At 66.2% G+C, this 22,685-nt stretch carries 18 protein-coding genes and 1 pseudogene; 15 read left to right on the top strand and 4 right to left on the bottom strand.

The window, feature by feature from the left end; translation table 11 throughout:
* Positions 1-45 precede the first annotated feature (45 nt).
* Together VEA80_RS08780 and glmM are read right to left on the bottom strand one after the other, a co-directional pair.
* Positions 46-1,275: a S41 family peptidase gene (locus tag VEA80_RS08780; RefSeq protein ID WP_325060347.1), complete on the bottom strand. Its 1,230-nt coding sequence runs from the start codon at positions 1,273-1,275 to the stop codon at positions 46-48.
* A 17-nt stretch (positions 1,276-1,292) separates the two neighbouring features.
* Positions 1,293-2,654, bottom strand: a complete 1,362-nt coding sequence (gene glmM, locus VEA80_RS08775; RefSeq protein ID WP_325060346.1) for a phosphoglucosamine mutase — start codon at positions 2,652-2,654, stop codon at positions 1,293-1,295.
* Positions 2,655-2,950: 296 nt separating this feature from the next.
* Between glmM and glmS the strand changes: the two genes are divergently transcribed.
* The 9 genes from glmS to VEA80_RS08730 all read left to right on the top strand — a co-directional run bounded on the left by glmS (position 2,951) and on the right by VEA80_RS08730 (position 14,281).
* Positions 2,951-4,774: a glutamine--fructose-6-phosphate transaminase (isomerizing) gene (gene glmS, locus VEA80_RS08770; protein ID WP_349257239.1), complete on the top strand. Its 1,824-nt coding sequence runs from the start codon at positions 2,951-2,953 to the stop codon at positions 4,772-4,774.
* Positions 4,771-5,706 carry a Gfo/Idh/MocA family oxidoreductase gene (locus tag VEA80_RS08765; RefSeq protein WP_325060344.1) on the top strand — a complete coding sequence of 312 codons (936 nt, stop codon included), beginning with the start codon at positions 4,771-4,773 and terminating at the stop codon, positions 5,704-5,706. The genes glmS and VEA80_RS08765 overlap by 4 nt, the downstream gene beginning before the upstream one ends.
* Positions 5,707-5,746: 40 nt before the next feature.
* Positions 5,747-6,877, top strand: a complete 1,131-nt coding sequence (locus VEA80_RS08760; protein WP_325060343.1) for a DegT/DnrJ/EryC1/StrS aminotransferase family protein — start codon at positions 5,747-5,749, stop codon at positions 6,875-6,877.
* 150 nt (positions 6,878-7,027) lie between these two features.
* The gene (locus VEA80_RS08755) at positions 7,028-8,167 is read left to right on the top strand and encodes an NAD(P)/FAD-dependent oxidoreductase (protein WP_325060342.1); all 1,140 of its coding nucleotides are present in this window, start codon (positions 7,028-7,030) and stop codon (positions 8,165-8,167) included.
* 124 nt (positions 8,168-8,291) lie between these two features.
* Positions 8,292-10,052 carry a type I secretion system permease/ATPase gene (locus tag VEA80_RS08750; RefSeq protein WP_325060341.1) on the top strand — a complete coding sequence of 587 codons (1,761 nt, stop codon included), beginning with the start codon at positions 8,292-8,294 and terminating at the stop codon, positions 10,050-10,052.
* A complete protein-coding gene (locus tag VEA80_RS08745; RefSeq protein WP_325060340.1) occupies positions 10,049-11,341 on the top strand; it encodes an HlyD family efflux transporter periplasmic adaptor subunit in 1,293 nt (430 codons plus the stop codon). Before VEA80_RS08750 ends, VEA80_RS08745 begins: the two co-directional genes overlap by 4 nt.
* Positions 11,342-11,349: 8 nt before the next feature.
* A complete protein-coding gene (locus tag VEA80_RS08740; RefSeq protein WP_325060339.1) occupies positions 11,350-12,648 on the top strand; it encodes a TolC family outer membrane protein in 1,299 nt (432 codons plus the stop codon).
* 6 nt (positions 12,649-12,654) lie between these two features.
* Entirely contained in the window at positions 12,655-13,749 is a 1,095-nt protein-coding gene (locus VEA80_RS08735) for a 2OG-Fe(II) oxygenase (protein ID WP_325060338.1), read from the top strand.
* A 4-nt stretch (positions 13,750-13,753) separates the two neighbouring features.
* Positions 13,754-14,281 carry an adenine phosphoribosyltransferase gene (locus tag VEA80_RS08730; protein WP_325060337.1) on the top strand — a complete coding sequence of 176 codons (528 nt, stop codon included), beginning with the start codon at positions 13,754-13,756 and terminating at the stop codon, positions 14,279-14,281.
* Here VEA80_RS08730 and VEA80_RS08725 read toward each other — a convergent pair.
* The gene (locus VEA80_RS08725; RefSeq protein WP_325060336.1) at positions 14,278-15,360 is read right to left on the bottom strand and encodes an SDR family NAD(P)-dependent oxidoreductase; all 1,083 of its coding nucleotides are present in this window, start codon (positions 15,358-15,360) and stop codon (positions 14,278-14,280) included. The two genes, VEA80_RS08730 and VEA80_RS08725, sit on opposite strands and share 4 nt — an antisense overlap.
* Before the next feature lie 237 nt (positions 15,361-15,597).
* Between VEA80_RS08725 and VEA80_RS08720 the strand changes: the two genes are divergently transcribed.
* The 6 genes from VEA80_RS08720 to VEA80_RS08695 all read left to right on the top strand — a co-directional run bounded on the left by VEA80_RS08720 (position 15,598) and on the right by VEA80_RS08695 (position 22,386).
* A complete protein-coding gene (locus VEA80_RS08720; protein ID WP_325060335.1) occupies positions 15,598-15,840 on the top strand; it encodes a hypothetical protein in 243 nt (80 codons plus the stop codon).
* A 130-nt stretch (positions 15,841-15,970) separates the two neighbouring features.
* Complete coding sequence (locus VEA80_RS08715) at positions 15,971-16,957, top strand: class I SAM-dependent methyltransferase (RefSeq protein WP_325060334.1); 987 nt, start codon at positions 15,971-15,973, stop codon at positions 16,955-16,957.
* Positions 16,958-17,252: 295 nt separating this feature from the next.
* Positions 17,253-20,567, top strand: coding sequence for a hypothetical protein (locus VEA80_RS08710; protein ID WP_325060333.1), 3,315 nt, complete (start codon positions 17,253-17,255; stop codon positions 20,565-20,567).
* Between the two features lie 75 nt (positions 20,568-20,642).
* Positions 20,643-21,044 (top strand): hypothetical protein, encoded by a 402-nt coding sequence (locus VEA80_RS08705; protein ID WP_325060332.1) that lies wholly within the window; start codon positions 20,643-20,645, stop codon positions 21,042-21,044.
* A gap of 5 nt (positions 21,045-21,049) precedes the next feature.
* Positions 21,050-21,808 (top strand): C39 family peptidase, encoded by a 759-nt coding sequence (locus tag VEA80_RS08700; protein ID WP_325060331.1) that lies wholly within the window; start codon positions 21,050-21,052, stop codon positions 21,806-21,808.
* Positions 21,805-22,386 carry a hypothetical protein gene (locus VEA80_RS08695; RefSeq protein WP_325060329.1) on the top strand — a complete coding sequence of 194 codons (582 nt, stop codon included), beginning with the start codon at positions 21,805-21,807 and terminating at the stop codon, positions 22,384-22,386. The genes VEA80_RS08700 and VEA80_RS08695 overlap by 4 nt, the downstream gene beginning before the upstream one ends.
* 22 nt (positions 22,387-22,408) lie before the next feature.
* Here the strand turns inward: VEA80_RS08695 and VEA80_RS08690 are convergent.
* Positions 22,409-22,685, bottom strand: a pseudogene (locus VEA80_RS08690) (VCBS repeat-containing protein); the annotation flags it as partial.

Genomic DNA, 22,685 nt, shown 5'->3' with positions numbered 1-22,685 from the left:
GCGGCTTGGCGCGAAAAAGTGTTGGATAGATCGGGCGTCTATCCCCTATTCCGCGGTCTGCCCGATCATTAGCAGGGCGCGCTCCAAGGGCTCGTGTCCTTCGGCGTGCGCGTCAGGCATGACGTCGCTTGGCGTTACGCCCGCCCCGTCAATCTCCAGCCCTGACGGCGTAACCAAGCGCCCAAGCGCCATCGATATCCAGACATTGTACCGCCGCATCGGCATGAGCGTCTGCACGTCGCCCCTGCCGAACGTCCGTTCGCCGACGGCCCGAGCCCGCCGGTTTTCTATCAGCGCCGCAGCGAACCATTCAGCGCCTGAAGACGTGCCTTCATCAATCACCAAAACGATCGGAAGACCGTCGGCAACATCGCCCTCGGTCGCTCTATACAGCTGCGTCTCGTCATCGCACGCCGCCTTGACGCCGCCTATGACGCCGCCATCGAGAAACAGGTCAGCCGTTCGAACGACGTCATCAATCCGACCGCCGCCGTTCTCCCGCAGATCGATCACGTAGCCAGCTGGGGCGGCGTTACGCCGAAGTTCGCGCACGGCGCGGCGAATTTCGGCCGGTGTTCGTTCGCTGAATTCGCGCAATGTTAGTATTGCGACGTTTCCGTCTCTGGTCGCTTCGAAGCCTTCGAAATCTTGCGCCCTCTGACGCGATTCTCGCTCAATCAGCACTGTTCTTGGCTCGTCATCTCCGCGTGAGTAGACGATGACGACGGAGGTATCGGGCGCGCCGAGCAGCATCGCAGTCGCATCGTGCAATGACCGGCCGGCGACCGATTGCGTATCTATCGAAAGGATGACGTCGCCCGACGACAATGCAATATCCGAGAGGACAGTATCGACCAACACTCGCTCGCCGTCTGCCCGCAACGTGATCGGCACGTGCTCCACCCGCGAGGGGTGCGGACCTACAAAATATGATCGCGGAATCCAGTTCCTTAGCATGCCGTCCATTGCGGCCAACGAGAGCGAATTCAAGCGCCGGCTGTCCACGGTCGCCGCGACATCCGCGTAGGCTTCGAGAAATGCGTACGCATCCGCATGCTCTCGCCCGCTCATGAGCGTCGAACTCGTGCGGCTCTGCATTTCGTTCACACGGTTCGTGGCGCCAAGCATTGCGCTCCGGATGTTTGCGGGGCACTCGTTTTCCAGGCGCGCGAACGTATCCGCCACCTGCTCCAGCGTGCGGTAGACATCCTGCGCCTGCGCGCTGATTGGGCAAAGCCCCACGACAAATGCCAGAAGAACGCCCAGCTTACTCATGCTGCCCCACCAGAGCGCTAAGCCGCCCGCGCCGCTGCGACGACGGCGTTTTTCACTTCGGTCACGGTCTTGCGCACGAGGGCTTCGTCGTCGCCTTCGGCCATGATGCGGACCAGAGGCTCGGTGCCGCTTTTGCGGACGAGCAGTCGGCCCTTGCCGACGAGCGCGGCTTCTGCGGCTTTGATCGCATCTTTGACGGCGGCGGCCTGCATCGGATCGGGCTTGCCTTTTTCGTAGCGCACGTTTTCGAGAATTTGCGGCGCCGGTTCGAACAGCTGCAGCACTTCGCTGGCAGGCTTGCCGCTCTGCACGATGACGGCGAGCACCTGCAGCGCGGCGAGGAGGCCGTCGCCGGTGGTGGAGAAATCGCTCAAGATGATGTGGCCGGATTGTTCGCCGCCGACATTGTAGCCCTTGGCGCGCATCGACTCGACCACGTAGCGGTCGCCCACATTGGTGCGCTCGAGCTTCAGCTTCATGCCTTCGAGGAAACGCTCGAGCCCCAGATTGCTCATCACCGTGGCGACGATGCCGGGCTTTTTGAGAATCCCCTGCTCTTTCCAATTCTTGGCGATCAAGGCCATCAGCTGGTCGCCGTCGATCAGGTGGCCCTTCTCGTCGACGATGGCGACGCGGTCGGCGTCGCCATCGAGGGCGATGCCGAGATCGGCGCGATATTTCAGCACCGCTTCCTTCAGCGCGCGCGTATCGGTGGAGCCGACTTCCTCGTTGATGTTGAATCCGTCCGGATCGACGCCGATCTTGATGATCTCGGCGCCGAGTTCGTAGAGCGCCACCGGCGCGACCTTGTAGGCGGCGCCGTTGGCGGCGTCGATGACGATGCGAAGGCCCTTGAGCGTGAGGCCTTTCGGGAACGTCGCCTTGACGATCTCGACATAACGCGCTTGCGCATCGTCGATGCGGCGGGCGCGGCCGAGCTGGTCGGGCGCGGCCAAGTGCTCGTCGAGCTTTGAGTCCATCAGCTGCTCGATCTCGATCTCGGCTTCATCGGAGAGTTTGTAGCCGTCCGGGCCGAACAGCTTGATGCCGTTGTCGGCGAACTTGTTGTGCGAGGCCGAGAGCATGACGCCGAGATCGGCGCGCAGGGAGCGCGTCAGCATGGCGACCGCGGGCGTCGGCAGCGGGCCGAACAGAACGACGTCCATGCCGGCGGCGGTGAAGCCGGCGGTGAGCGCCGGTTCAAGCATATAGCCCGAGAGGCGCGTGTCCTTGCCGATGACGACAAGGTGGCGGCGGTCGTCGGCGCTCATGAAGCGCTTGCCGGCGGCGAGGCCGACGCGCAGGGCGACTTCGGGCGTCATCGGATGGCGGTTGGCTGTGCCCCGAATGCCGTCCGTGCCGAAATAGGCTCGCGTCATGCTCGCTCCCAGCCGCCCCTTCAGGAGGCGGACAAATCAATGGTGGGCGCTTCCGCGCGTTCCTCTCGCGGAAGCTCCTGTTCCGTCGCATGTTGAAAGACTAATTGAGGTGCAAATCAATGGCCTGGCGTGCATGAGGGCGCCGGGACATTCAATCAACCGCTCAACCTCTTTCACCGTCATCCCGGACGCGCAGCGCGATCCGGGACCCAGGGGTCAAAGGGCTGTGCGTTTGCCCCTGGGTCCCGGGTTCTCGCTTCGCGAGCCCCGGGATGACGGACGGAGCGTACGACTGCATGTGTGGAATTATCGGCATTCTCGGCAATGCGCCGGCCGCGCCGCGGCTGGTGGAGGCGCTGAAGCGGCTCGAATACCGGGGCTATGACTCGGCCGGCGTCGCCACTTTGGAAGACGGCCGGATCAAGCGCCGGCGTGCGGCCGGCAAGCTCGGCAATCTGGAGCGCGAACTGGCCGAGCAGCCGCTGGCGGGGGTCACCGGGATCGGTCACACGCGCTGGGCCACGCACGGCGCGCCGACCACCGACAACGCCCACCCGCACGCGACAGACAAAGTGGCGATTGTCCATAACGGCATCATCGAGAACTTCCGGCCGCTGCGCGAAGAGCTGATCAAGGCGGGCCACAAGTTCGCCTCCGAAACGGACAGCGAGGTGATCGCGCACCTGATCACCGATTATCTCGACAAGGGGAAATCGCCCGAAGAGGCCGCGATCGCGGCGGTGCGGCGGCTCGAAGGCGCGTTCGGCATCGCGGTGCTGTTCGCGGGCGAAGAGGACGTGCTGATCGGCGCACGCAAGGGCAGCCCGCTCGCGGTCGGGGTCGGCGACGGCGAGATGTATCTGGGCTCGGACGCGATCGCGGTGTCGCCGTTCACGACGCGGGTGATGTTTCTGGACGAAGGCGACATCGCCGTGCTTTCGCGCAGACACGTGAAGGTGCTCGATGCGAACGGCGCGGAGACGGAGCGGCGCGTGCACATCTTCGCCGGCGGCGCGGCGGCGGTGGAGAAAGGCAATCACCGCCACTTCATGCAGAAGGAAATCTACGAGCAGCCGGAAACCACCGGCCGCACCATCACGCGCTACGTCAATGCGTACGAAGAGCGCGTGGAAATGCCCGATCTCGATGGGCTCGATCTTTCGGCCGACAGCGCGGTGCTGATCGGCTGCGGCACGGCGCATTATGCCGGGCGCGTCGCCGAGTATTGGCTGGAGCAGATCGCGGGGCTGGCGGTCGAGACCGACATCGCTTCGGAATTCCGCTATCGCAAACCGGCGTTCGGCAAGACGAGCTTCGGCGTGTTCGTGTCGCAATCGGGCGAGACCGCCGACACGTTGGCGGCGCTGCGCTATTGCAAAGACAACGGCATGAAGACGCTCGCCGTCGTCAACGTGCCGGAATCGACGATCTGGCGCGAAGCCGATGCGCGGCTGCCGACCTTGGCGGGGCCGGAGATCGGCGTCGCGTCGACCAAGGCGTTCACGGCGCAGCTTTCGGCGCTGGCGGCGTTCGCGATCGCGGTCGGGCGGGCGCGCGGCGCGATCGATGCGGCGGAAGAGCGCCGGCTGGTGCGCGCTCTGATGGAGACGCCGCGCCTCATCGCCGATGCGCAGAACGCCGAGCCGGAGATCGAGAAGATCGCGCTGGAGCTCGCCCATGCGCGCGACGTGCTCTATCTGGGGCGCGGCGTGCATTATCCGATTGCGCTCGAAGGCGCGCTGAAGCTGAAGGAAATCTCCTACATTCACGCCGAAGGCTACGCTGCGGGCGAGCTGAAGCACGGGCCGATCGCTTTGATCGACGAGGCGACGCCGGTGGTGGTAGTGGCGCCGCACGATGCGCTGTTCGAGAAGACGCTGTCGAACATGCAGGAAGTGCGGGCGCGCGGCGGCAAGCTGATCGTGATCACCGATGCGAAGGGCGCGGCGGAGGTGGGCGACATCGCTTCGCACATTATCCTCGCGCCGGCGTGCGATCCGTTCGTGGCGCCTCTGGTGTATTCCGTGCCGATCCAGCTGCTGGCGTACTTCACCGCCGTGCACAAAGGCACCGACGTCGATCAGCCGCGCAATCTGGCCAAATCGGTGACGGTGGAATGACGAAGCAAGAACGCCGTCCGCGCGCGGGCGTCATCGGCGCGGGCGCCTTCGGCCGCCATCATGCGCGCAAATACGCCGAGGACGCGCGCGTCATCTTCATGGGCGTGTGGGATCCCGATCTCGAACGGGCGCAGATGCTGGCCGACACGCACGGCGCCGAAGCGTTTGCGAGTTTGGACGCGATGCTGGCGCAGACCGATGTGATCACCATCGCTTCGCCGCCCTCCTTCCATGCCGGCAATGCGCTGCCGGCGCTGCAAGCCGGAAAGCACGTGCTGATCGAGAAGCCGCTAGCTACGGATTTGGCGGCGGGCGCCGAACTGGTGCGGGTCGCGGCGGAGAAACAGCGGGTGCTAGCGTGCGGGCACCAGGAGCGCTTGGTGTTCGAGGCGATGGGCCTGTTCGAGACGCCGGAGAAGCCGGTGCTGATCGAAAGCGTGCGCGAAGGGCCGTGGACGGGCCGCAGCGCCGACGTTTCGGTGACGCTCGATCTCATGGTGCACGATCTCGATCTGGCGCTGAAGCTGATGGGTGCGAGGGCGGATCGCGTCGAAGCGACCGCGCGCGCCGAGCACGGCAAGGCGGCGGACGAGATCGAGGCGCGGATCGGCTTTGGCGCGACGCAGGCAGTGTTCAGGTCGAGCCGTATCGCTGATGATCGCCGCCGGACCATGCGCGCGGTTTATCCCTCGGGCGAAGTGAAGATCGATTTTCTGGCGCGCACGTTCGAGAACACGACGTCGTTTCCGCTCAACGCCGCGTTCGCGGAGACGCGGATTGGCGCCGATCCGCTCGGCGCCAATGTCGCCGCGTTCGTGGACGCGGTGCTGGGCGTCGCGCCGCGGCCGGTGGTGACCGGCGAAGAGGCGCTGGCGGTGCTGGAGCTGGCGCTGGCGGTGGACGCCGCGTCCGGGCTGCCGTCGCACTCATGAGCGCCATTGAATTTGATCGTTCGAAACCTAGAGAAACACCATGATCCCTTTCATCGACCTGCAGGCGCAGCGCGCGCGTATTGCCGACAAGATCGACGCTGCGATTGCGCGTGTGCTGGCGCACGGTCAATTTATCTTCGGACCGGAAGTGAAGGCGCTCGAAGGCCAGCTGGCGGCGTTCGGCGGCGCCAAGCATTGCGTGGCGAACGCCAACGGCACCGATGCGTTGGTGCTGCCGCTTTGGGCCTGGGGCGTCGGCGAAGGCGATGCGGTGTTCTGCCCGTCGTTCACGTTCGCGGCGACGGCGGAGATCGCACCCTGGGTCGGGGCGACGCCGGTGTTCGTCGATGTGCTGGCGGATACGTACAACATGGACCCTGCTTCGCTCGAAGCGGCGATCGCGGGGGTGAAGAGAGAAGGCAAGCTGACGCCGAAAGTGGTGATCGCCGTCGATCTGTTCGGCCAGCCGGCGGACTATCCGGCGATCGCGGCGATCTGCAAGCGCGAAGGGCTGAAGCTGATCGCCGACAGCGCGCAGGGCTATGGCTGCACGCTCAATGGCCAGCACCCGATGCATTGGGCCGACGTGGCGACGACGTCGTTCTTTCCGGCGAAGCCCCTCGGCTGCTACGGCGATGGCGGCGCGACACTGTCGAACGATGATGCCGAAACGGCGCTGATGCGCTCGATCGCGTTTCATGGCGCGAGCGGCGACGACAAGTACAATTGCGCGCGCATCGGCATGAATTCGCGGCTCGACACGATCCAGGCGGCGATCCTGATCGAGAAGCTGGCGATCTTCGCCGACGAGATTCGTGCGCGGAACGAAGTAGCGGATCGCTATGCGCAGCTGCTGGAAGGCTTGGTGCGGACGCCGACGGTGATCGAAGGCGGCATTTCCACCTGGGCGCAGTACGTAGTCGAGCACGAAGCGCGCGATGCGCTGGCGGCGCATCTGCGCGAGAACGGCGTGCCGACGGCGCAGTATTATCCGAAGCCGCTGCACAAGCAGACGGCGTACGAGAGCTTCCCGGTGGGCGCGGGCGGGATGAAGGTGAGCGAAGACATCTGCAAGCGCGTGCTGGCGCTGCCGATGCACCCCTATCTGGACGGCCAGACGCAAACGAAAATCGCGAATGCGGTGCGGGAGTTCGTGAAGGCGGGTGGTTAATCCCTCGCCCCGCGGAGCGGGGGAGGGAAAGCGGCGAAGCCGCAGGGAGGGGGAAACACACTGTCCCCCTCCCCTGGCCCCTCCCCCGCTGCGCGGGGCGAGGGGAATGGGATGCGGCGCGCGTGGCGCTTGCGCTAATCTCCCGCGCGCATGAGCGGGGACGTTTACCAGATCGATGCGGCGGTGATCGGCGCGGGCGCGGTGGGGCTGGCGTGCGCGGCGGAGCTTGCGCGGCGCGGGCGCGAGGTGCTGGTGGTCGAAGCGGCGGACTGCATCGGCTCGGGCACGTCATCGCGCAACAGCGAGGTGATCCATGCCGGGATGTATTATCCAACCGGCAGCCTGAAGCACACGATGTGCGTGCGCGGGCGGCGCATGCTCTACGATTATCTCGCCGCGCGCGGGGTGGCGCATCGCAAGTGCGGCAAGTTGATCGTCGCCACCGATGCAGCGGAAGAAGCGCAGATCGCGGCGCTGCATCGGCGCGCGCTCGAGAATGACGTAGAAAACGTCACGCTGCTGACGGGCGCGGCGGCGATGGCGATCGAGCCGAATATCGCCTGCGTCTCGGCGCTGCTTTCGGCGGAGACCGGCATCATCGACAGCCACGGCTATATGCTGGCGCTGCTGGGCGAGATCGAAGGCAGCGGCGGCGCTCTGGTGCTGGGCGCGCCGGTGCTGCGCGGGCGGGCGCTGCAGGGCGGCGGGTTCGAGCTCGATATCGGCGGCGCGGCGCCGGCGACGCTGCGATGCCGCGTGCTGATCAATGCGGCAGGCCTTGGCGCACAGCATGTGGCGAGCGTGATCGAGGGCGTGCCGGCCGAAACCATTCCGCCGCTCATTTTGGCGAAGGGGTCGTATTTCGGCTGCGCCGGGCGGCCGGCGTTCACGCGGCTGATCTACCCTGCGCCGGTCGAGGGCGGCCTCGGTGTGCACCTGACGCTCGATCTCGCCGGGCGGATGCGGTTCGGGCCGGATGTCGAGTGGCTCGACGAGCACGATCCGGCCAAGGTCGATTACAGCGTCGATCCGCGGCGGGCGGACAGCTTTTACGCCGTGATCCGCCGCTATTGGCCGGCGATGCCGGACGGCGTGCTGACGCCCGATTACGCCGGCTGCCGGCCAAAGCTCTCGGGCCGCGGCCAGCCGGCGGCGGATTTCCGGCTCGACGGGGCCGAACGGCATGGCCTGCCCGGGCTGGTGAACCTGTTCGGCATCGAGAGCCCCGGGCTCACCTCTTCGCCCGCGCTGGCCCAAGCGGCGGCGGATCTGGCCCTCCAGGCGCTGTGAAGACGGGGAACTCGCGGTTCAAGCGAGCCGGCTCACTCGCGCGGCTGTTGCCGCGCCCTGACGCGGCCGGATCGATGCTCTATAGAAACGATGGGCCGCGACGGGTGCGGCGGGGATGCGGTCTATGAGTAGCAAATCCGGCGCGGTGCAGGCGGGCTCCGCCATTCTCCGCGACGCCCTCAGAGCGTGCCGCACCCATATCGGTTACGTGCTGCTGTTCAGCGCGGCGCTGAACCTGCTCTACCTCGCCCCCTCGCTCTACATGCTCCAGGTCTATGACCGGGTGCTGACCTCGGGCGGGCTGCTGACGCTGCTCTATCTTTCGGCCGTGCTGCTCGCGAGCTTGGCGGCGCTCTCGTTCCTCGACGCCACGCGCGTGCGGCTGCTCACGGCGATGGCCAAGCGCCTCGATCGCATCGTCGCGCCGCACGTGCTGATGGCGGCGCTGCAGCGCGACGGCCGGCAGGCCGCCGGCAACGCGCAGCCGCTGCGCGAGTTCGACACGCTGCGCGCGGCGATGACCGGGCCGCCGGCGCTCGCCGCCGTCGATGCGCCATGGACGCCGATCTACATCGCCGTCTGCTTCCTGATCCATCCCTGGATCGGCTCGCTCGCCCTGTTCGGCGGCGTGCTGCTGGTGCTGATCGCCTACATCAATCAGGTCGCGATGCACCGGGCGCTGCGCGAGAACGAGCAGACCACCGGGGCGATGTACAACCTCCACGCCTCCGACAGCGCCCAAGGCGACACGGCGCGCGCGCTCGGCATGGAAGAGGCGCTGGTGCGCCGCCAGCTGGCGACGCGCGCGGAGATGTCGGGCGCCTCGCACACGGCGGGCCGCAGCGGCGCGGTATTCTCCGCGTCGACCAAGTTCGTGCGGCTGTTCCTGCAATCGGCGGCCTTGGGCCTCGGCGCCTATCTCGCCTTGCAGCAGGAGATTTCCGCCGGCGGCATCATCGCCGCCTCGATCCTGGCTTCGCGCGCGTTCGCGCCGCTGGAGCTCATCGTCGGCGCGTGGCGCCAATTCGAGCAAGGCCGGCAAGCCTATGGCGTGCTGACCAAGGTGCTGCAAACGCAAGAGCAGAAGCGCGAATTCACCGAGCTGCCGTCGCCGACCGCGAATATCTCGGTCGAGAATGTCGGCGTGCGCGCGCCCGGCGGGGAGCGGGTGCTGCTGATGGGCGCGAGTTTCCGCATGCAGCCGGGCATGATCGTCGGCGTCATCGGCCCGAGCGGGGCCGGCAAGACGACACTGGTGCGCACGGTCGCCGGCGCGCTGCAGCCGGACCAGGGCGCTGTCCGGATCGACGGCGCCAAGCTCACCGATTGGCGGCCGGAGACGATCGGCCGACACATCGGTTATCTGCCGCAGGATGTGGGCCTGTTCGCCGGCACAATCGCGCAGAACATCTCGCGCTTCGAAGCAGGCGATCCCGGCGACATCGATGGCGCGGTCGTCGCCGCTGCCCAGGGCGCCGGCGTGCATGACCTGATCCTGACGCTGCCGAAAGGCTACGACACCGAGATCGGCCCCAACGGGCGCGGGCTCTCCGCCGGCCAGGCGCAGCGCGTCGGCCTCGCGCGCGCGCTCTACCGCGATCCGGTGCTGCTGGTGCTCGACGAACCGAACGCGCACCTCGACCAGGAGGGCGAAGCGGCGTTGATCGAGGCGCTGAAAGCCGCGCGGGAGCGCGGCGCCGCCGCGCTCGTGGTGGCGCACCGCTCCAGCATGATGAACGCGGCGGACGCGCTGATGGTGGTGCGCGACGGCCGCATCGAGATGTACGGCCCGCGCGAGCAAGTGATGGCGAAGCTCGCCGGGCCGGCGCAACAGCGGCCGGTCGTCGTCGCCTCGGACGGCGAAGCCACAGGACGCAGATCATGAGCGTAGACTTGCTGCAGCGGTCGAACGCGGCCGCACGCCGGAATGAGCCGCCGCTCTCGCCGGCGAACGCGGAGGACGATTCCGGGCGCGGCGAAATCCGCGCCGGCATCCTCACGCTGCTCGTATTCTTTTTCGGCTTCGGCGGCTGGGCCGCGTTCGCCCCGCTCGACGCCGCCGTGGTCGCGCCGGGCGTTGTCGTAGTCTCCGGCAACCGCCAGACCGTGCAGCACCGCGACGGCGGCATCGTCACGGCGCTGCTGGTCAAGGAAGGCGACCGCGTCAATCACGGCCAGGTGCTGATCGAGCTCGGCTCGCCGGAACTGGTGGCGCAGGAGCGCGCCCTGCTCTCGCAAGTCGTCGACCTGCAGATGCAGCGCGCGCGCCTCACCGCCGAGCGCACCGGATCGCGGGCGCTGGAGCGGCCGCCGGAATGGGCGGCGCTCTCGCCGGAGGACCTCGCCGTCGCCGAAGCGGCGTACGAGCGGCATCAGCGCGAAGTGGCCGGCGGCGGGCGCGGATCGTGGAGCCCGTTCGACGCGCGCATCGTCGGCTATCGCGGCGAGATCGCCTCGATCAACCGCCAGGAATCGCTGCTGCAGGAAGAACTCGCCGGCATGCGCGAACTCGCCGCCGAGCAGCTCGTGCCGATGACGCGGGTGCGCCAGCTGGAGCGCGGCCTCGCCGAGCTGCAGGGGCGACGCTCCGAGCTGACGGCGATGATCGCCTCGACGCAACAGGAACGGCACCAGGATCTGCGCACGGTCGACGCGCGCTTGGCGGAGCTTACGCCGCAACTCGCCGGCGCGCGCGAACGTCTGGAGCTGACGCGCCTGCGCGCGCCCGCCGACGGCCAGGTGGTCGGGCTGCAGGTGCATACGGTCGGCGGGGTGATCTCGCCGGGCCAGCGCGTGCTCGACATCGTGCCGGAAGGCCAGGAGCTGATCATCGAAGCGCAAGTGCGGCCGGAAGATGCCGACGATCTCGCCGCCGGCCAGCGCACCGAGGTGCGCATCACTTCGTTCGGCGGGCGCAATCTGCCGATCGTGCACGGCGAGGTGCGCCAAGTCTCCGCCGACCGGTTCACCGACGAACGCGACGGCCGCGCCTACTTCCTGACTCAGATCGCCGTCCCGCACGCGGAGATCGACCGCCTGACCGAAAGCGCCGGCCGCGAGCTGCGCGCGGGCCTCTCCGCGCAAGTCATCGTGCCGACGCGCAAGCGCACCGCCCTTCAATACCTGCTCGAGCCGCTCGACCAGACGCTCTGGCGCTCGCTCAGAGAGGAATGACGCTTCCGATGATGAGACGGCTGCTCGCATCGCTATCGCTGGCGCCGCTGCTGCTCGCTCCGGGCGCGGCCTGCGCCGACACGCTGCAGGACGCGCTGAGCGCGGCTTATCGCAACAATCCCAATCTGGAGGATGCGCGCCTCGCCGTCCGCGCCGCGCGCGAAGACAGCGTGCAGGCGTTCGCCGACTATCTGCCCTCGCTCGGCGTCACCGGCAGCTACGGCGCGCGCACCGCCGAAACCGAGACCACGGGCATTTTCGGGCCGAGCGAGAGCGAGACCGAGCTCGATCCGGGCGCGGCCAGCGTCGTGCTGCAACAGCAGCTCTATACCGGCGGGCGGCGCGACGGACAGGTGCGCCGCGCACGCGCGGGGATCGAGAGCGCGCGCCATGGGCTGCGCTCGACCGAACAGGACGTGCTGCTGGCGGCGGTGGACGCTTATGTGAGCGTGATGCGCGACCAGGAGATCGTGCGTCTGCGGCATGAGCACGTCGAAGGGCTAACGCGCCAGCTTGCCGGCGCGCGGCGGCGGCTCGAAGTCGGCGAAGTCAGCCGCACCGACGTGGCGCAGGCGCAGACGCGGCTGGCCGGCGCGCGCGCTTCGCTCGCTCGCGCTGAAGCCGATCTCGAAAGCTCGCGCGCGCGCTATCAGCTGGTGGTCGGACAAATGCCGGAGGGGCTGGAGCCGGCGGAAGCGCCGCCGACGCCCGCCAATCTCGACGACGCGGTGGCGCAAGCCGAAGCGCGCCACCCCGACGTGCTGCGGGCGATGGCGGAGCGGCGCGGCGCGCGCGCGCAGGTGGAAGTGGAGCGCTCGGCGCTGAGGCCGCAGGTCTCGATCGTGACGCGCTACGATCATGCCGAAGACAGCTCGATCGCGGACGATCGCAGCGACAGCGCGAGCGCGGTGGCGCAATTCTCGATGCCGCTGTTCGAAGGCGGCTTCAACCGCTCGCGCGTGCGGCAGAGCCGGCTCAATGTCGGCCGCGCCGAAGCGCGGATCGAAGGACTGCGGCGCGAAGTGGTGGCGAGCACGATCGCCTCCTGGAACGATCTGGTTGCTGGCCGGGACATCGTCGCCGCGGCGGAAGAACAGGTCGCCGCCGCCGAGCAGGCGGTCGCCGGCGCCGAGCGCGAGCGCGGGCTTGGCCTGCGCACCACACTCGACGTGCTGAACGCCGAGGAAGAGCGGCGCGAGGCGCAAGTCGCGCTCGCCCGCGCCGAGGCGGACGAAACCTTCGCCGCCTTCGCATTGCTTGCGGCCACCGGCGCGCTTACCGTCAGCACGATCGGGGTGAAGGAATAGGCGCTCGTGGCGCGGTTCAGGAATCTGCAGGTCGGCGATCCGGCGCCCTGGTTCCGGCAGCGCTCGGCGGCGCAGCCGAGCTACACCTTCGACACCGCGGCCGGGCGCTACATCGTGCTCGCCTTCTTTGCGTCCGCCGTCGAGGCGCGCACGCGGGCGGCGCTCGCCGCGCTGGCCAGCGCCGGCGATGTGTTCGACGACGTCCATGCGAGCTTCTTCGGCGTCTCCAACGATCCGGCCGACGAAGCGCGCCTGAGCGAGCGCTATCCGGGCTATCGCTATTTCCTCGATTTCGACGCCGTCGTAGCGCTGCTCTATGGCGCCAAGGCCGAGGACGGCGATGTCTTCCGCCGACTCTGGTTCGTGCTCGATCCGGCGTTGCGGATCGTCCGCGTCGCGCCGTTCGACAGCGTTGCGGCGGAGGAGATCGTCGCGTTCGTGCGCGGCTTGCCGCCGCCGGGGCGCCATGGCGGCGCGGAGGCGATGGCGCCAGTGCTGCAGCTCGCCAACGTGTTCGAGCCCGAACTCTGCCGACAGTTGATCGACCTATACGAAACCGAGGGCGGCGAAGACTCCGGCTTCATGCGCGAGGTGAACGGCAAGACAGTGCTCGTCACCGACGCCGCGCACAAGCGCCGGCGCGATTGCATCGTCTCGGACGGCAAATTGATCGCTGCGCTGCAGGAGCGGGTGCGGCGGCGGATCGTTCCGGAGATCGCCAAGGTTCACCAGTTTCAGGCCACGCGGATGGAGCGCTATCTGATCGGCTGCTACACGGCCGAGGACGGCGGCCACTTCCGCCCGCACCGCGACAACACCACCAAAGGCACGGCGCACCGGCGCTTCGCCGTGTCGATCAATCTCAACGCCGAGTTCGAGGGCGGCGAGCTTTGCTTTCCCGAATACGGGCCGCGCACATTCAAGCCGGCGCCCGGAGCGGCGGTGGTGTTCTCCTGCTCGCTGCTGCATGCGGTCACCAAGGTGACGCGCGGGCGGCGCTACGCGTTCCTGCCGTTCCTCTATGACGACGCGGCCGCCGAACTCAGAGAGCGCAACAACCAGTTCCTCGACGCCGGAGTCGGCGCCTATCGCAAGGATTGAGCGCATGGACCTGCGCAGCATGATCCGCACGATCCCCGATCACCCGAAGCCCGGCATCATGTTTCGCGACATCACCACCCTGCTCGGCGATGCGCGCGCGTTCAGGACGACGGTGGACCGCCTGGTGCAGCCTTATGCCGGGCTCAGGATCGACAAGGTGGTGGGCATCGAGGCGCGCGGCTTCATTCTCGGCGGCGCGGTGGCGCACCAGCTTTCGGTCGGCTTTGCGCCGGTGCGAAAGAAGGGCAAGCTGCCCTGGCGCACGATCGCGCAGGACTATGCGCTGGAGTACGGGACCGACGCGATGGAGATGCACGCCGATGCGCTCAAAGCCGGCGAGCAGGTGCTGATCGTCGACGATCTCATCGCCACGGGCGGCACGGCGATGGCGGCGGTGAAGCTGATCGAGAAGCTCGGCGCGCGCGTCGCCGGCGCGAGCTTCGTGGTGGACCTGCCGGAGCTAGGCGGCGCCGACAAATTGCGCGCGCTGAGCGTGCATGTCGACGCGATCTGCGCGTTCGCGGGGCATTAGCCCGCGGCGCGCTCGCTGCGGCGCAGGCGCTGGTCGAGCTGGGCGAACACGCGCTGGCGCACGATGGCGTTCTCGTGCGTGCGGGCGACGGTTTCGAGATGCGCCACATCGGCGGAGGTCATGTAGGCGTCGGCGGCGAGCGGCGACACGCGGAAGACGCCGGCAAGCTGGCTCGGCGAGACGGTCTCGTGCTCGTCAGCCAGCTGCTCCTCGAGCTTCTCGCCGGGACGCAGGCCAGTGATCTCGATGGCGATGTCGCGGCCGGAGCGGCGGATCAGCTCGCGGCCGATGTCCATGATCGAGATCTTCTCGCCCATCTCCATGAAATAGGCGCCCGCGCCCGACGCGCCGCGCTCGTCGACGGCGGCGACGCTGAGGATGAGGCCGACGGCTTCGTTCGGCGTCATGAAGAAGCGGCGCATGTCCGGATGGGTGACTTCGAGCGGGCCGCCGGCTTCGATCTGCGCGGCAAAGCGCGGCAGCACCGAACCTTGCGAGCCCAGCACGTTGCCGAACCTGACCGAGCGCAGCCGCATCGCCGGGTTGCGCTCCATCTGAAAGCCGATCAGGTGCAGCTCCGCCAAGCGCTTGGTCGCGCCCATGACGCAGACCGGCGCAGCGGCCTTGTCGGACGAGACCAGCATGAAATGCGAGGCCCCGGCGTTGGCTGCGGCAGCGAGCGCGTTGCGGACGCCGACCAGGTTGGTCAGCACGCATTCGGCCGCGTGCCGCTCGCCCAGATGGACGTGCTTCAGCGCCGCGGAATGGATGACGACATCGGGCTCGATCCGGCGCATCCAGGCGTCGAGCCGGCCGCTATCGCGGATGTCGCAGAGGGCTTCGGTGACCTGCAGCTTCGGCGCGGCCCGGCGCACGGCTTCCACCACCTCGATCAAACCGTGATCGAACTGATCCAGCATGGCGAGATGGGCGCAGCCGAACTGGGCCAAGCGCAGCGCCAGGGCCGAGCCGACGCTGCCCGCCGCGCCGGTAATGAGCACCCGCTTGTTGGCGTAGAAAGCGCGCTGAGCCGCCTCGTCGAACCGCGCCTCCGGCCGGCCCAGGGAGTATGCAATCATTCCGCTGGTCTCCCCCGACTCCTGACTCGCCCGCCGGTTGCTTAGCAAGCCTCGCGCGGCGCCGCTACCGCGCTCGGGCGCCCGCAACTGCATTGTGGCGATTCGGGCACGCTGCAGAATCGCCGCCGGAGGCTCGGCGCTTCGGGTCAACAGGTTACTAACGGCGGCAAGACGCCCGTTCCGTTTCGCAGGCGCGGCGGCTAAACCCTGGCGCCGCCCGTCCTTTTCGGAGTGCCGATGATCGTCGTTCTGGCCGCCTTGGTTTTCCTCGCCTGCGCCTTTTCCGGGCGCATCGCGACGGCGTTGGTGCTGGGCGGCGTGCCGGTGGTGATCACCATCGCCCTGGCGGCGGTGAGCGAAGGGCCCGCGCCGCAGAATCCGGCGCTGGTGGCGCTGCTGTTCGGGGGCGCGGGGTTCACGGGGCTGGGCATGGGCCGGTTCGTCCGCTGGCTCGTCGCGCTTAACCGGGACGGTGGATAACCGGTCCGGGCTGAGCTTCAGACTTTTGCTGCCGCAGCGCAGCAGTTAAGGTCGCGCCGCAACCGGGCGATAATTTCAGCACACAAGCGCTGAGGTCGCGGCTCAACAGGGCCGCTTTCGGGGTTTCCAAATGTCAGATCACGCCTCTCGCGTAGCTGCCGAGATCGAGCACTACCGAGCGCAGGTCAATATTCACGACCTGCCCCAAATCTTCCACTACTGGTCTCACAAGTATCTCGGTCCGCACCTCAAAGAGGTGTTCGGCCTGGACAACATGCATGAGATTTTCGCGACGGAGCTACGCACCTCCATTCTGAGCGCCAGTGGAAATCCACACATTCTGAGCGTCGGTTCGGGCGACGCCTGCATCGAGATCGCCGTCGCCAAACGCTTGCTGGCCGGCGGATTCAGCGGCTTCAGATTCCATTGCGTGGAGCTGAATCCGCACCTGGTCGCGCGCGCGGAGGCCTCCGCCCGAGACGAGGGATTGCGCGAGCATTTCGAGTTTCATGTCGCCGATCTGTCGAGCTGGCGGGCGACCCAGATTTACGGCGCCGCGTTTGCGCATCATTCGCTGCACCATATCGTGGCCCTCGAGCACGTGTTCGATCAGGTGCGCGATCACCTGGCCGATTACGGCTCATTCGTGACGGCCGATATGATCGGCCGGAACGGCCACATGCGTTGGCCGGAGGCGTTGAGCGTCGTCAACGAGCTCTGGGCGCAGATCCCGCGGCGATACAAATATCATCACATCTGGGGGCGCGAAGTCGATCCGTACGACAATTGGGATTGTTCGGGTGAGAGCTTCGAAGGCATTCGCGCGCAGGACATCATGCCGTGCCTGGTGGAACGCTTCCATTTCACCAAGCTCTGCGTGTGGGGCGGCATCCTGGATCAGTTCATCGACCGCGGCTACGGCCACAATCTCGATCCGAACCGGCCCGAAGACTTGGCGTTCGTCGACACGCTCTGGGAGCGCGAAGTTCAGTTGCTGCGGACTCGCGCGATCACGCCGACGGTGATGGTCGCAAGCATGCAGAAACGGCCAGGGCCGCTCACGTCCTCATTCGGATTGACCGCCGCCGAATGCATCCGGCGTCCAGACGCCGGCTGACTTCCCATCACTGCGCCGAGTCGAAAGTCCCTTCGCAGGGGCTGACGGCGCGTGCTTGCGCGCGGCCTAAGAACCGACACAAGCAAAAGCCACTATTCAGCCCGTGACGTCGCATTTTGATAATACACGCGCAGAACACGAAAGTTAACCACAAGTTATTGGTTAATATTCCCAGGGCGATTGTTTAACCAAGATTGTCCTGCGGCGCTCCGTACTCATCGCCAGGCTGGCTGCATCATCCCGAACTCTAGCTGGGGGACATGCCGGCATCTTTGCGTACGGAGGTAACGGGAAAATGCAACTGAAGCTCTTGAGCTCGGTTTGCCTCGTCGCCCTGGGTCTGGCGTTCGCGCCGGCAGCCTGGGCGACCGATGCGGACGTGAGCATGGACGACGGCAACGCCGTCGCCAATGAAAGCAGCACCGCCAACACCACGAACATCGACGACAGTGGCAACGGCAACTTCTCTGACAACGGCAACACCGATTCTTCGACGAACGTCGACGTTGACGACAGCGGCAACGGCAACTTCTCGGACAACGGCAACAGCACGACGAACACGGATTCGTCGACCAACACCGATCTCGCCGTCGCCGACAGCCTGAACGGCAACTTCTCGGGCAACGACAACTCGACCAACACCGACGTTGACGACAGCGGCAACGGCAACTTCTCGAACAACGGCAACAGCGCCTCGTTCCAGTCGGCCGACACCGCCACCGACAACTCGACCAATGTCGACGTTGAGGACTCGGGCAACGGCAACTTCTCGGGCAACGGCGTCGACAACTCGACCAACACCGACAATTCCGACAATTCGACGAATGTCGCGGTTGCGGACAGCGGCAACGACAACTCGACCAACGACAACTCGATCAACACCGATGTCGCCGACAGCGGCAACGGCAACTTCTCGAATAACGGTAACTCCGATTCCTCGACGAACGTCGACGTGGCCGATTCCGGCAACGGCAACTTCTCGGGCAACGGCGTCGACAATTCGACCAACGACAGCTCGACGAACGTCGACGTGGCCGACTCTGGCAACGGCAACTTCTCGGGCAACGGCGTCGACAACTCGACGAACACCGACAACACCAACAACTCGATCAACACGGACGTCGCGGTCGCCGACTCGGGCAACGACAACTCGGTCAACACCGACAACTCGAACAACTCGACCAACACCGACATTGCCGACTCGGGCAATGGCAACTTCTCGGGCAACGGCGCCGACAATTCGGACAACTCGACCAACGTCGATGTGGCCGACAGCGGCAACGGCAACTTCTCGGGCAACGGTGTCGACAACTCGACCAACACCGACAACTCGAACAACTCGATCAACGCCGACGGCGGCTCCAACATCGCCGGCGACGACGTGACCACGGTCGCGGATTCGGGCAACGGCAACTTCTCGGGCAACGGCGCTGACAACTCGGTCAACACCGACAACTCGAACAACTCGACGAACGTCGACGTCGCCGATTCCGGCAACGGCAACTTCTCGGGCAATGGCGCCGACAACTCGGTTAACACCGACAATTCGAACAATTCGACGAACGTGGCCGTGGCCGACTCGGGCAACGACAACTCGGCGAACGACAACTCGGTGAACGCCGACAACAACTCGAACATCGCCGGCGACGACGTGACCGACGTTGACGTGGCCGACTCGGGCAACGGCAACTTCTCGGGCAACGGCGTCGACAACGTCAGCGGCGCTTCGAACAACGCCGGCGGCGACCTGACCGACGTTGACGTGGCCGACTCGGGCAACGGCAACTTCTCGGGCAATGGCGTCGACAACGCGGACAACAACTCGAACATCGCCGGCGACGACCAAACGGTCGCCGATGGCGGTTCGCTGTTGGCGGGCGACGACCTGGATCAGAACAACAACAGCGGCAACTACGCTGGCGACGATCTGAACCAGAACGCCGGCAACTACGCGGGCGACGACCTGAACCAGAACTCGGGCACGTATGCTGGCGACGACCAAGCCAACAACTCGAACGTTGCGGGCGACGACCAAGTCGTAGCGGCCGAATCGAACGTTGCGGGCGACGACCAATCGGTCGCCGACAACGGCTCGAACCAAGCTGGCGACGACATGGCCCAGAACTCGAACGTTGCCGGCGACAACCAAACGGTTGCCGACAACGGCGCGAACATGGCTGGCGACGACATGACGCAAGCCACGAGCTCGAACCTCGCGGGCGACGACCAAACGCTGGCGGCGGATTCGAACCTCGCGGGCGACGACATGACGCTCGCCGACAACGGCTCGAACCAAGCCGGCGATGACCTGACCCAAGCCACCAGCTCCAACCTGGCCGGCGACGATCAGGTGCTCGCGGCCGACTCGAACGTTGCGGGCGACGACCAAACGGTTGCGACCGGCTCGAACCTCGCCGGCGACGATCAAGTCCTCTCCGCCGACTCGAACGTTGCGGGCGACGATCAATCGGTCGCCGACAACGGCTCGATCCAAGCGGGCGACGACCAAGTCGTGGCCGAAGGCTCGAACGTGGCTGGCGACGACCTGACGCAAGCCAACAACTCGAACGTGGCTGCCGACGATCTGACCCAAAACTCGGGTTCGAACGTGGCCGGCGACGACCAGTACCAAGGTTCGATCGTTGCCGAAGACGATATGAACTACGGTTCGATCGTTGCTGAAGACGACATGAACTATGGTTCGAACGTCGCGGGTGACGACCTCACCCAGAACAACGGCACGCTCGCGGGCGACGATCTGACCCAAAATACGGGTTCGAACGTGGCTGGCGACGATCAGACCCAGAACACGGGCAACCTGGCTGGCGACGATCTGAACCAGAACTCGGGCACGTATGCTGGCGACGACCTGACCCAAAACACGGGCAACCTCGCCGGTGACGATATCGACAACTCGACCGACAACTCGATCGAGCACGAAGACAGCTACAACACGGTTGCTTCGAACAACGATATCGGCTCGTACAACACCGACAACTCGAACAACTCGACCAACGTCTCCGTGGCGGACTCGGGCAACGACAACTCGGTGAACACCGCGGCGTCGAACAACGACATCGGCTCGTACAACACCGATAACTCGGTGGAGCACGAGGATAGCTACAACCAGGACAACGACACGCTGAACGTCGCGGTCACGGAAGACAGCTACAACACCGATAACTCGGTTGAGAACGAAGACTCCTTCAACACCGACAACTCGGTCGAAAACGAAGAATCGTTCAACACGATCGCTTCGAACAACACCGACAACTCGGTCGAGAACGAAGACTCGTTCAACACGGAGATCAAGGACTCCAACAACACCGACGTCGATGACAGCTACAACAGCGACAGCTCGACCACCACGCAGGTCATCACTGCGATGGAGTTGAACGCGCTGGTCACCGACATCGAAGTTGATGCGCACGGCTTCAAGGAAGGCGAAATCGAAACCGGGTCGGTCACGATCGACAACGGCGCGATGGCCAACTTCGGCGGCATCAACACCTCGAGCATGAACTCGGGCATTGGCTCGGCGAACCAGGCGGCCACGGCCGTCGGCGCCAACGCCAACATCCAGTTCGGCAACGGCTCGGGCACCCCGTAAGTCGAAACGGGCCGGGCCGGCGGATCTTCTCCGCCGGCCCGGTTCGCCGGCTTCAGCTAGAAAAGGCGCGCATCCATGAAGAGCGTGACCAAGACTATGAGGGGAGCGATCCTCGCCGCGGGCCTGGCCAGCGCCAGTTTCGCGGCGGCGGAAGAAGGCCCTTCCGCAGCTTCGGTTCTCGAGCAATCCGCCGGCGAACCCGAGCTGCTCAGCATGGACGACATGGACGCCCTCGCCGGGGGCACGGGCGTCGATGTTTCGGTGATCACGGAGGGCACGCTGACCGCCATCAACACGGGCAACACGGTCTCGGGCGACACGGTCAATTCCGGCCAAGTCAATATCGGGTCGAACGCGTTCTCGGGCTATGGCGGCCTCGGCAACTTCGTCATCAACACCGGCCACAACAACAATCTGCAGTCCAACATGAGCGTTTCGGTCGTGTTGGCCCCGCCGCCGCCGACGCCAGGCTCCTGAGGCGCATGCGCTTCCGCGGCTTCACTTTCGATCTTGCGCCGTTCCGCTCCAAGCGGAGCGGCGTTCTCCTTGCCGCGGCCGCCGCGGCCTGGATCTCGGCCGCACAACCGGCAGCGGCGCAGGTGCGCACGCACGGCGAATTTGGCGGCTCGTTCAACATCGCCGTCACCAGCTGGCGCGACATTCCGTTCCGCACCGTCGTGCGCCAGCAATACGATTACAGCTGCGGCTCGGCCGCGGTCGCGACCTTGCTGCGCTTCCATTACGGCTTGCAGGTCGGCGAATCCGAAGTCTTCGAGCACATGTTCGAGCGCGGCGACCAGGAGCGCATCCGCGCGGTCGGCTTCTCGATGCTGGACATGCGCAATTATCTCGTGGCGCGCGGCTTCGAGGCCGACGGCCTGCGGCTGCCGCTCGATCGGCTGGCGACGCTGAACACGCCGTCGATCGCGCTCATCACGCACAACAATTATCGCCACTTCGTCGTCATCAAGGGCGTCGACGAACATCGCGTGCTGGTCGGCGATCCCACCTTCGGGCTGCAGACCTATACGCGCGAGGAATTCGCCGCGGTCTGGAACGGCGTCGTGCTGGCGATCCGCACGCCGCCGGCGAACTGGCCGGAGCCCGCCTACAACCGCGCCGCCGAATGGCGCCCGTGGTCGGTCGCGCCGCTCGGCGACGCGCGCGGGCCGGTCTCGGCGACGGATCTCACGCTGAACTTCCGCGAACTCTACCAGATCACCCCGGTGACGACGCCATGACCCGGCCGCTGCGCATCGCCCTGCTCTCGGCCGTCGCGTTCGTCGCGCTGGCGGCGCCGGCGTTTGCCGGCGAGTCGGGCTGGGGCGACGGCGTCGAAGTCATGGCCGAGGAGGAAATGGCGGCTGAACGCGGCGGCATCTCCATCGGCGGCGTCGACATCAATTTCGGCGCCGTGGTGACCACCTTGGTGAACGGCGTGCCGGCGCTGACGACGACGCTCACCTGGACTGACGCCGGCACCTTCATCGAAGAGACGGTCGGCGACATCGGCGAGAGCATCAACGACATGACGCCCGAAGAGCTCGACGCGCTCGGCCTCGGCGAACTGGAGAACGCCGGCGGCGTCGTGATCGAGGACGAGAACGGCGTCACTGCTTTGGTGCACAACGTCACCGAAGGCGCGCTGCAGAACATCATCATCAATAGCGCCACCGGCCGCGATCTCGCCCAGGAGATCGACGTGACGCTGGAGCTGCCGGGCTTCGAGCTGATGCAGGATCAGCTGATCGTGGAGCATTTCGGCTTCCGCATCAGCGACGATCTGCAAGGCATCATGTTCTACGATCCGGGCGGCTGAGCGCCGCCCGGAGGCGCAGCGCTCAGATCCATCCCCATTCGTCGCCGAGGCTTGCGGCGGCGCCGGCGGATTGGATTGAATTGCCGTTCAACAGCCAGATGAAGACGGTGCCGGAATTGTTGTTCTGCCAGGCGATGTCGTCGCGGCCGTCGCCGTTATAATCGCCGACAGTCTGCAGCGTCCATTCGCTCGGATCGATGCTGGCGAGCACGCCCGAACTGGTCACGGTCGCACCTTGCATCTGCCAGCTGACGATGAGGCCGTCATTGCGCTGCCAGATGAGGTCGGAATAGCCGTCG

It is taken from the genome of Vitreimonas sp., assembly GCF_035627415.1.
Taxonomy (GTDB): domain Bacteria; phylum Pseudomonadota; class Alphaproteobacteria; order Caulobacterales; family Aquidulcibacteraceae; genus Vitreimonas.
Note: the sequence above shows the minus strand (reverse complement) of the source record. Positions and strands in the feature narration are given on the sequence as shown.

Excerpts from the sequence above, each read along its gene's own strand:
- VEA80_RS08700 (WP_325060331.1), top strand. The coding sequence starts at position 21,050 with ATGCGCTTCCGCGGCTTCACTTTCGATCTTGCGCCGTTCCGCTCCAAG.
- VEA80_RS08750 (WP_325060341.1), top strand. The coding sequence starts at position 8,292 with ATGAGTAGCAAATCCGGCGCGGTGCAGGCGGGCTCCGCCATTCTCCGC.
- VEA80_RS08730 (WP_325060337.1), top strand. The coding sequence starts at position 13,754 with ATGGACCTGCGCAGCATGATCCGCACGATCCCCGATCACCCGAAGCCC.
- VEA80_RS08705 (WP_325060332.1), top strand. The coding sequence starts at position 20,643 with ATGAAGAGCGTGACCAAGACTATGAGGGGAGCGATCCTCGCCGCGGGC.
- VEA80_RS08720 (WP_325060335.1), top strand. The coding sequence starts at position 15,598 with ATGATCGTCGTTCTGGCCGCCTTGGTTTTCCTCGCCTGCGCCTTTTCC.
- VEA80_RS08780 (WP_325060347.1), bottom strand. The coding sequence starts at position 1,275 with ATGAGTAAGCTGGGCGTTCTTCTGGCATTTGTCGTGGGGCTTTGCCCA.
- VEA80_RS08765 (WP_325060344.1), top strand. The coding sequence starts at position 4,771 with ATGACGAAGCAAGAACGCCGTCCGCGCGCGGGCGTCATCGGCGCGGGC.
- VEA80_RS08710 (WP_325060333.1), top strand. The coding sequence starts at position 17,253 with ATGCAACTGAAGCTCTTGAGCTCGGTTTGCCTCGTCGCCCTGGGTCTG.
- VEA80_RS08725 (WP_325060336.1), bottom strand. The coding sequence starts at position 15,360 with ATGATTGCATACTCCCTGGGCCGGCCGGAGGCGCGGTTCGACGAGGCG.
- VEA80_RS08760 (WP_325060343.1), top strand. The coding sequence starts at position 5,747 with ATGATCCCTTTCATCGACCTGCAGGCGCAGCGCGCGCGTATTGCCGAC.
- VEA80_RS08745 (WP_325060340.1), top strand. The coding sequence starts at position 10,049 with ATGAGCGTAGACTTGCTGCAGCGGTCGAACGCGGCCGCACGCCGGAAT.
- VEA80_RS08740 (WP_325060339.1), top strand. The coding sequence starts at position 11,350 with ATGATGAGACGGCTGCTCGCATCGCTATCGCTGGCGCCGCTGCTGCTC.
- VEA80_RS08715 (WP_325060334.1), top strand. The coding sequence starts at position 15,971 with ATGTCAGATCACGCCTCTCGCGTAGCTGCCGAGATCGAGCACTACCGA.
- glmM (WP_325060346.1), bottom strand. The coding sequence starts at position 2,654 with ATGACGCGAGCCTATTTCGGCACGGACGGCATTCGGGGCACAGCCAAC.
- VEA80_RS08695 (WP_325060329.1), top strand. The coding sequence starts at position 21,805 with ATGACCCGGCCGCTGCGCATCGCCCTGCTCTCGGCCGTCGCGTTCGTC.
- VEA80_RS08755 (WP_325060342.1), top strand. The coding sequence starts at position 7,028 with ATGAGCGGGGACGTTTACCAGATCGATGCGGCGGTGATCGGCGCGGGC.
- glmS (WP_349257239.1), top strand. The coding sequence starts at position 2,951 with ATGTGTGGAATTATCGGCATTCTCGGCAATGCGCCGGCCGCGCCGCGG.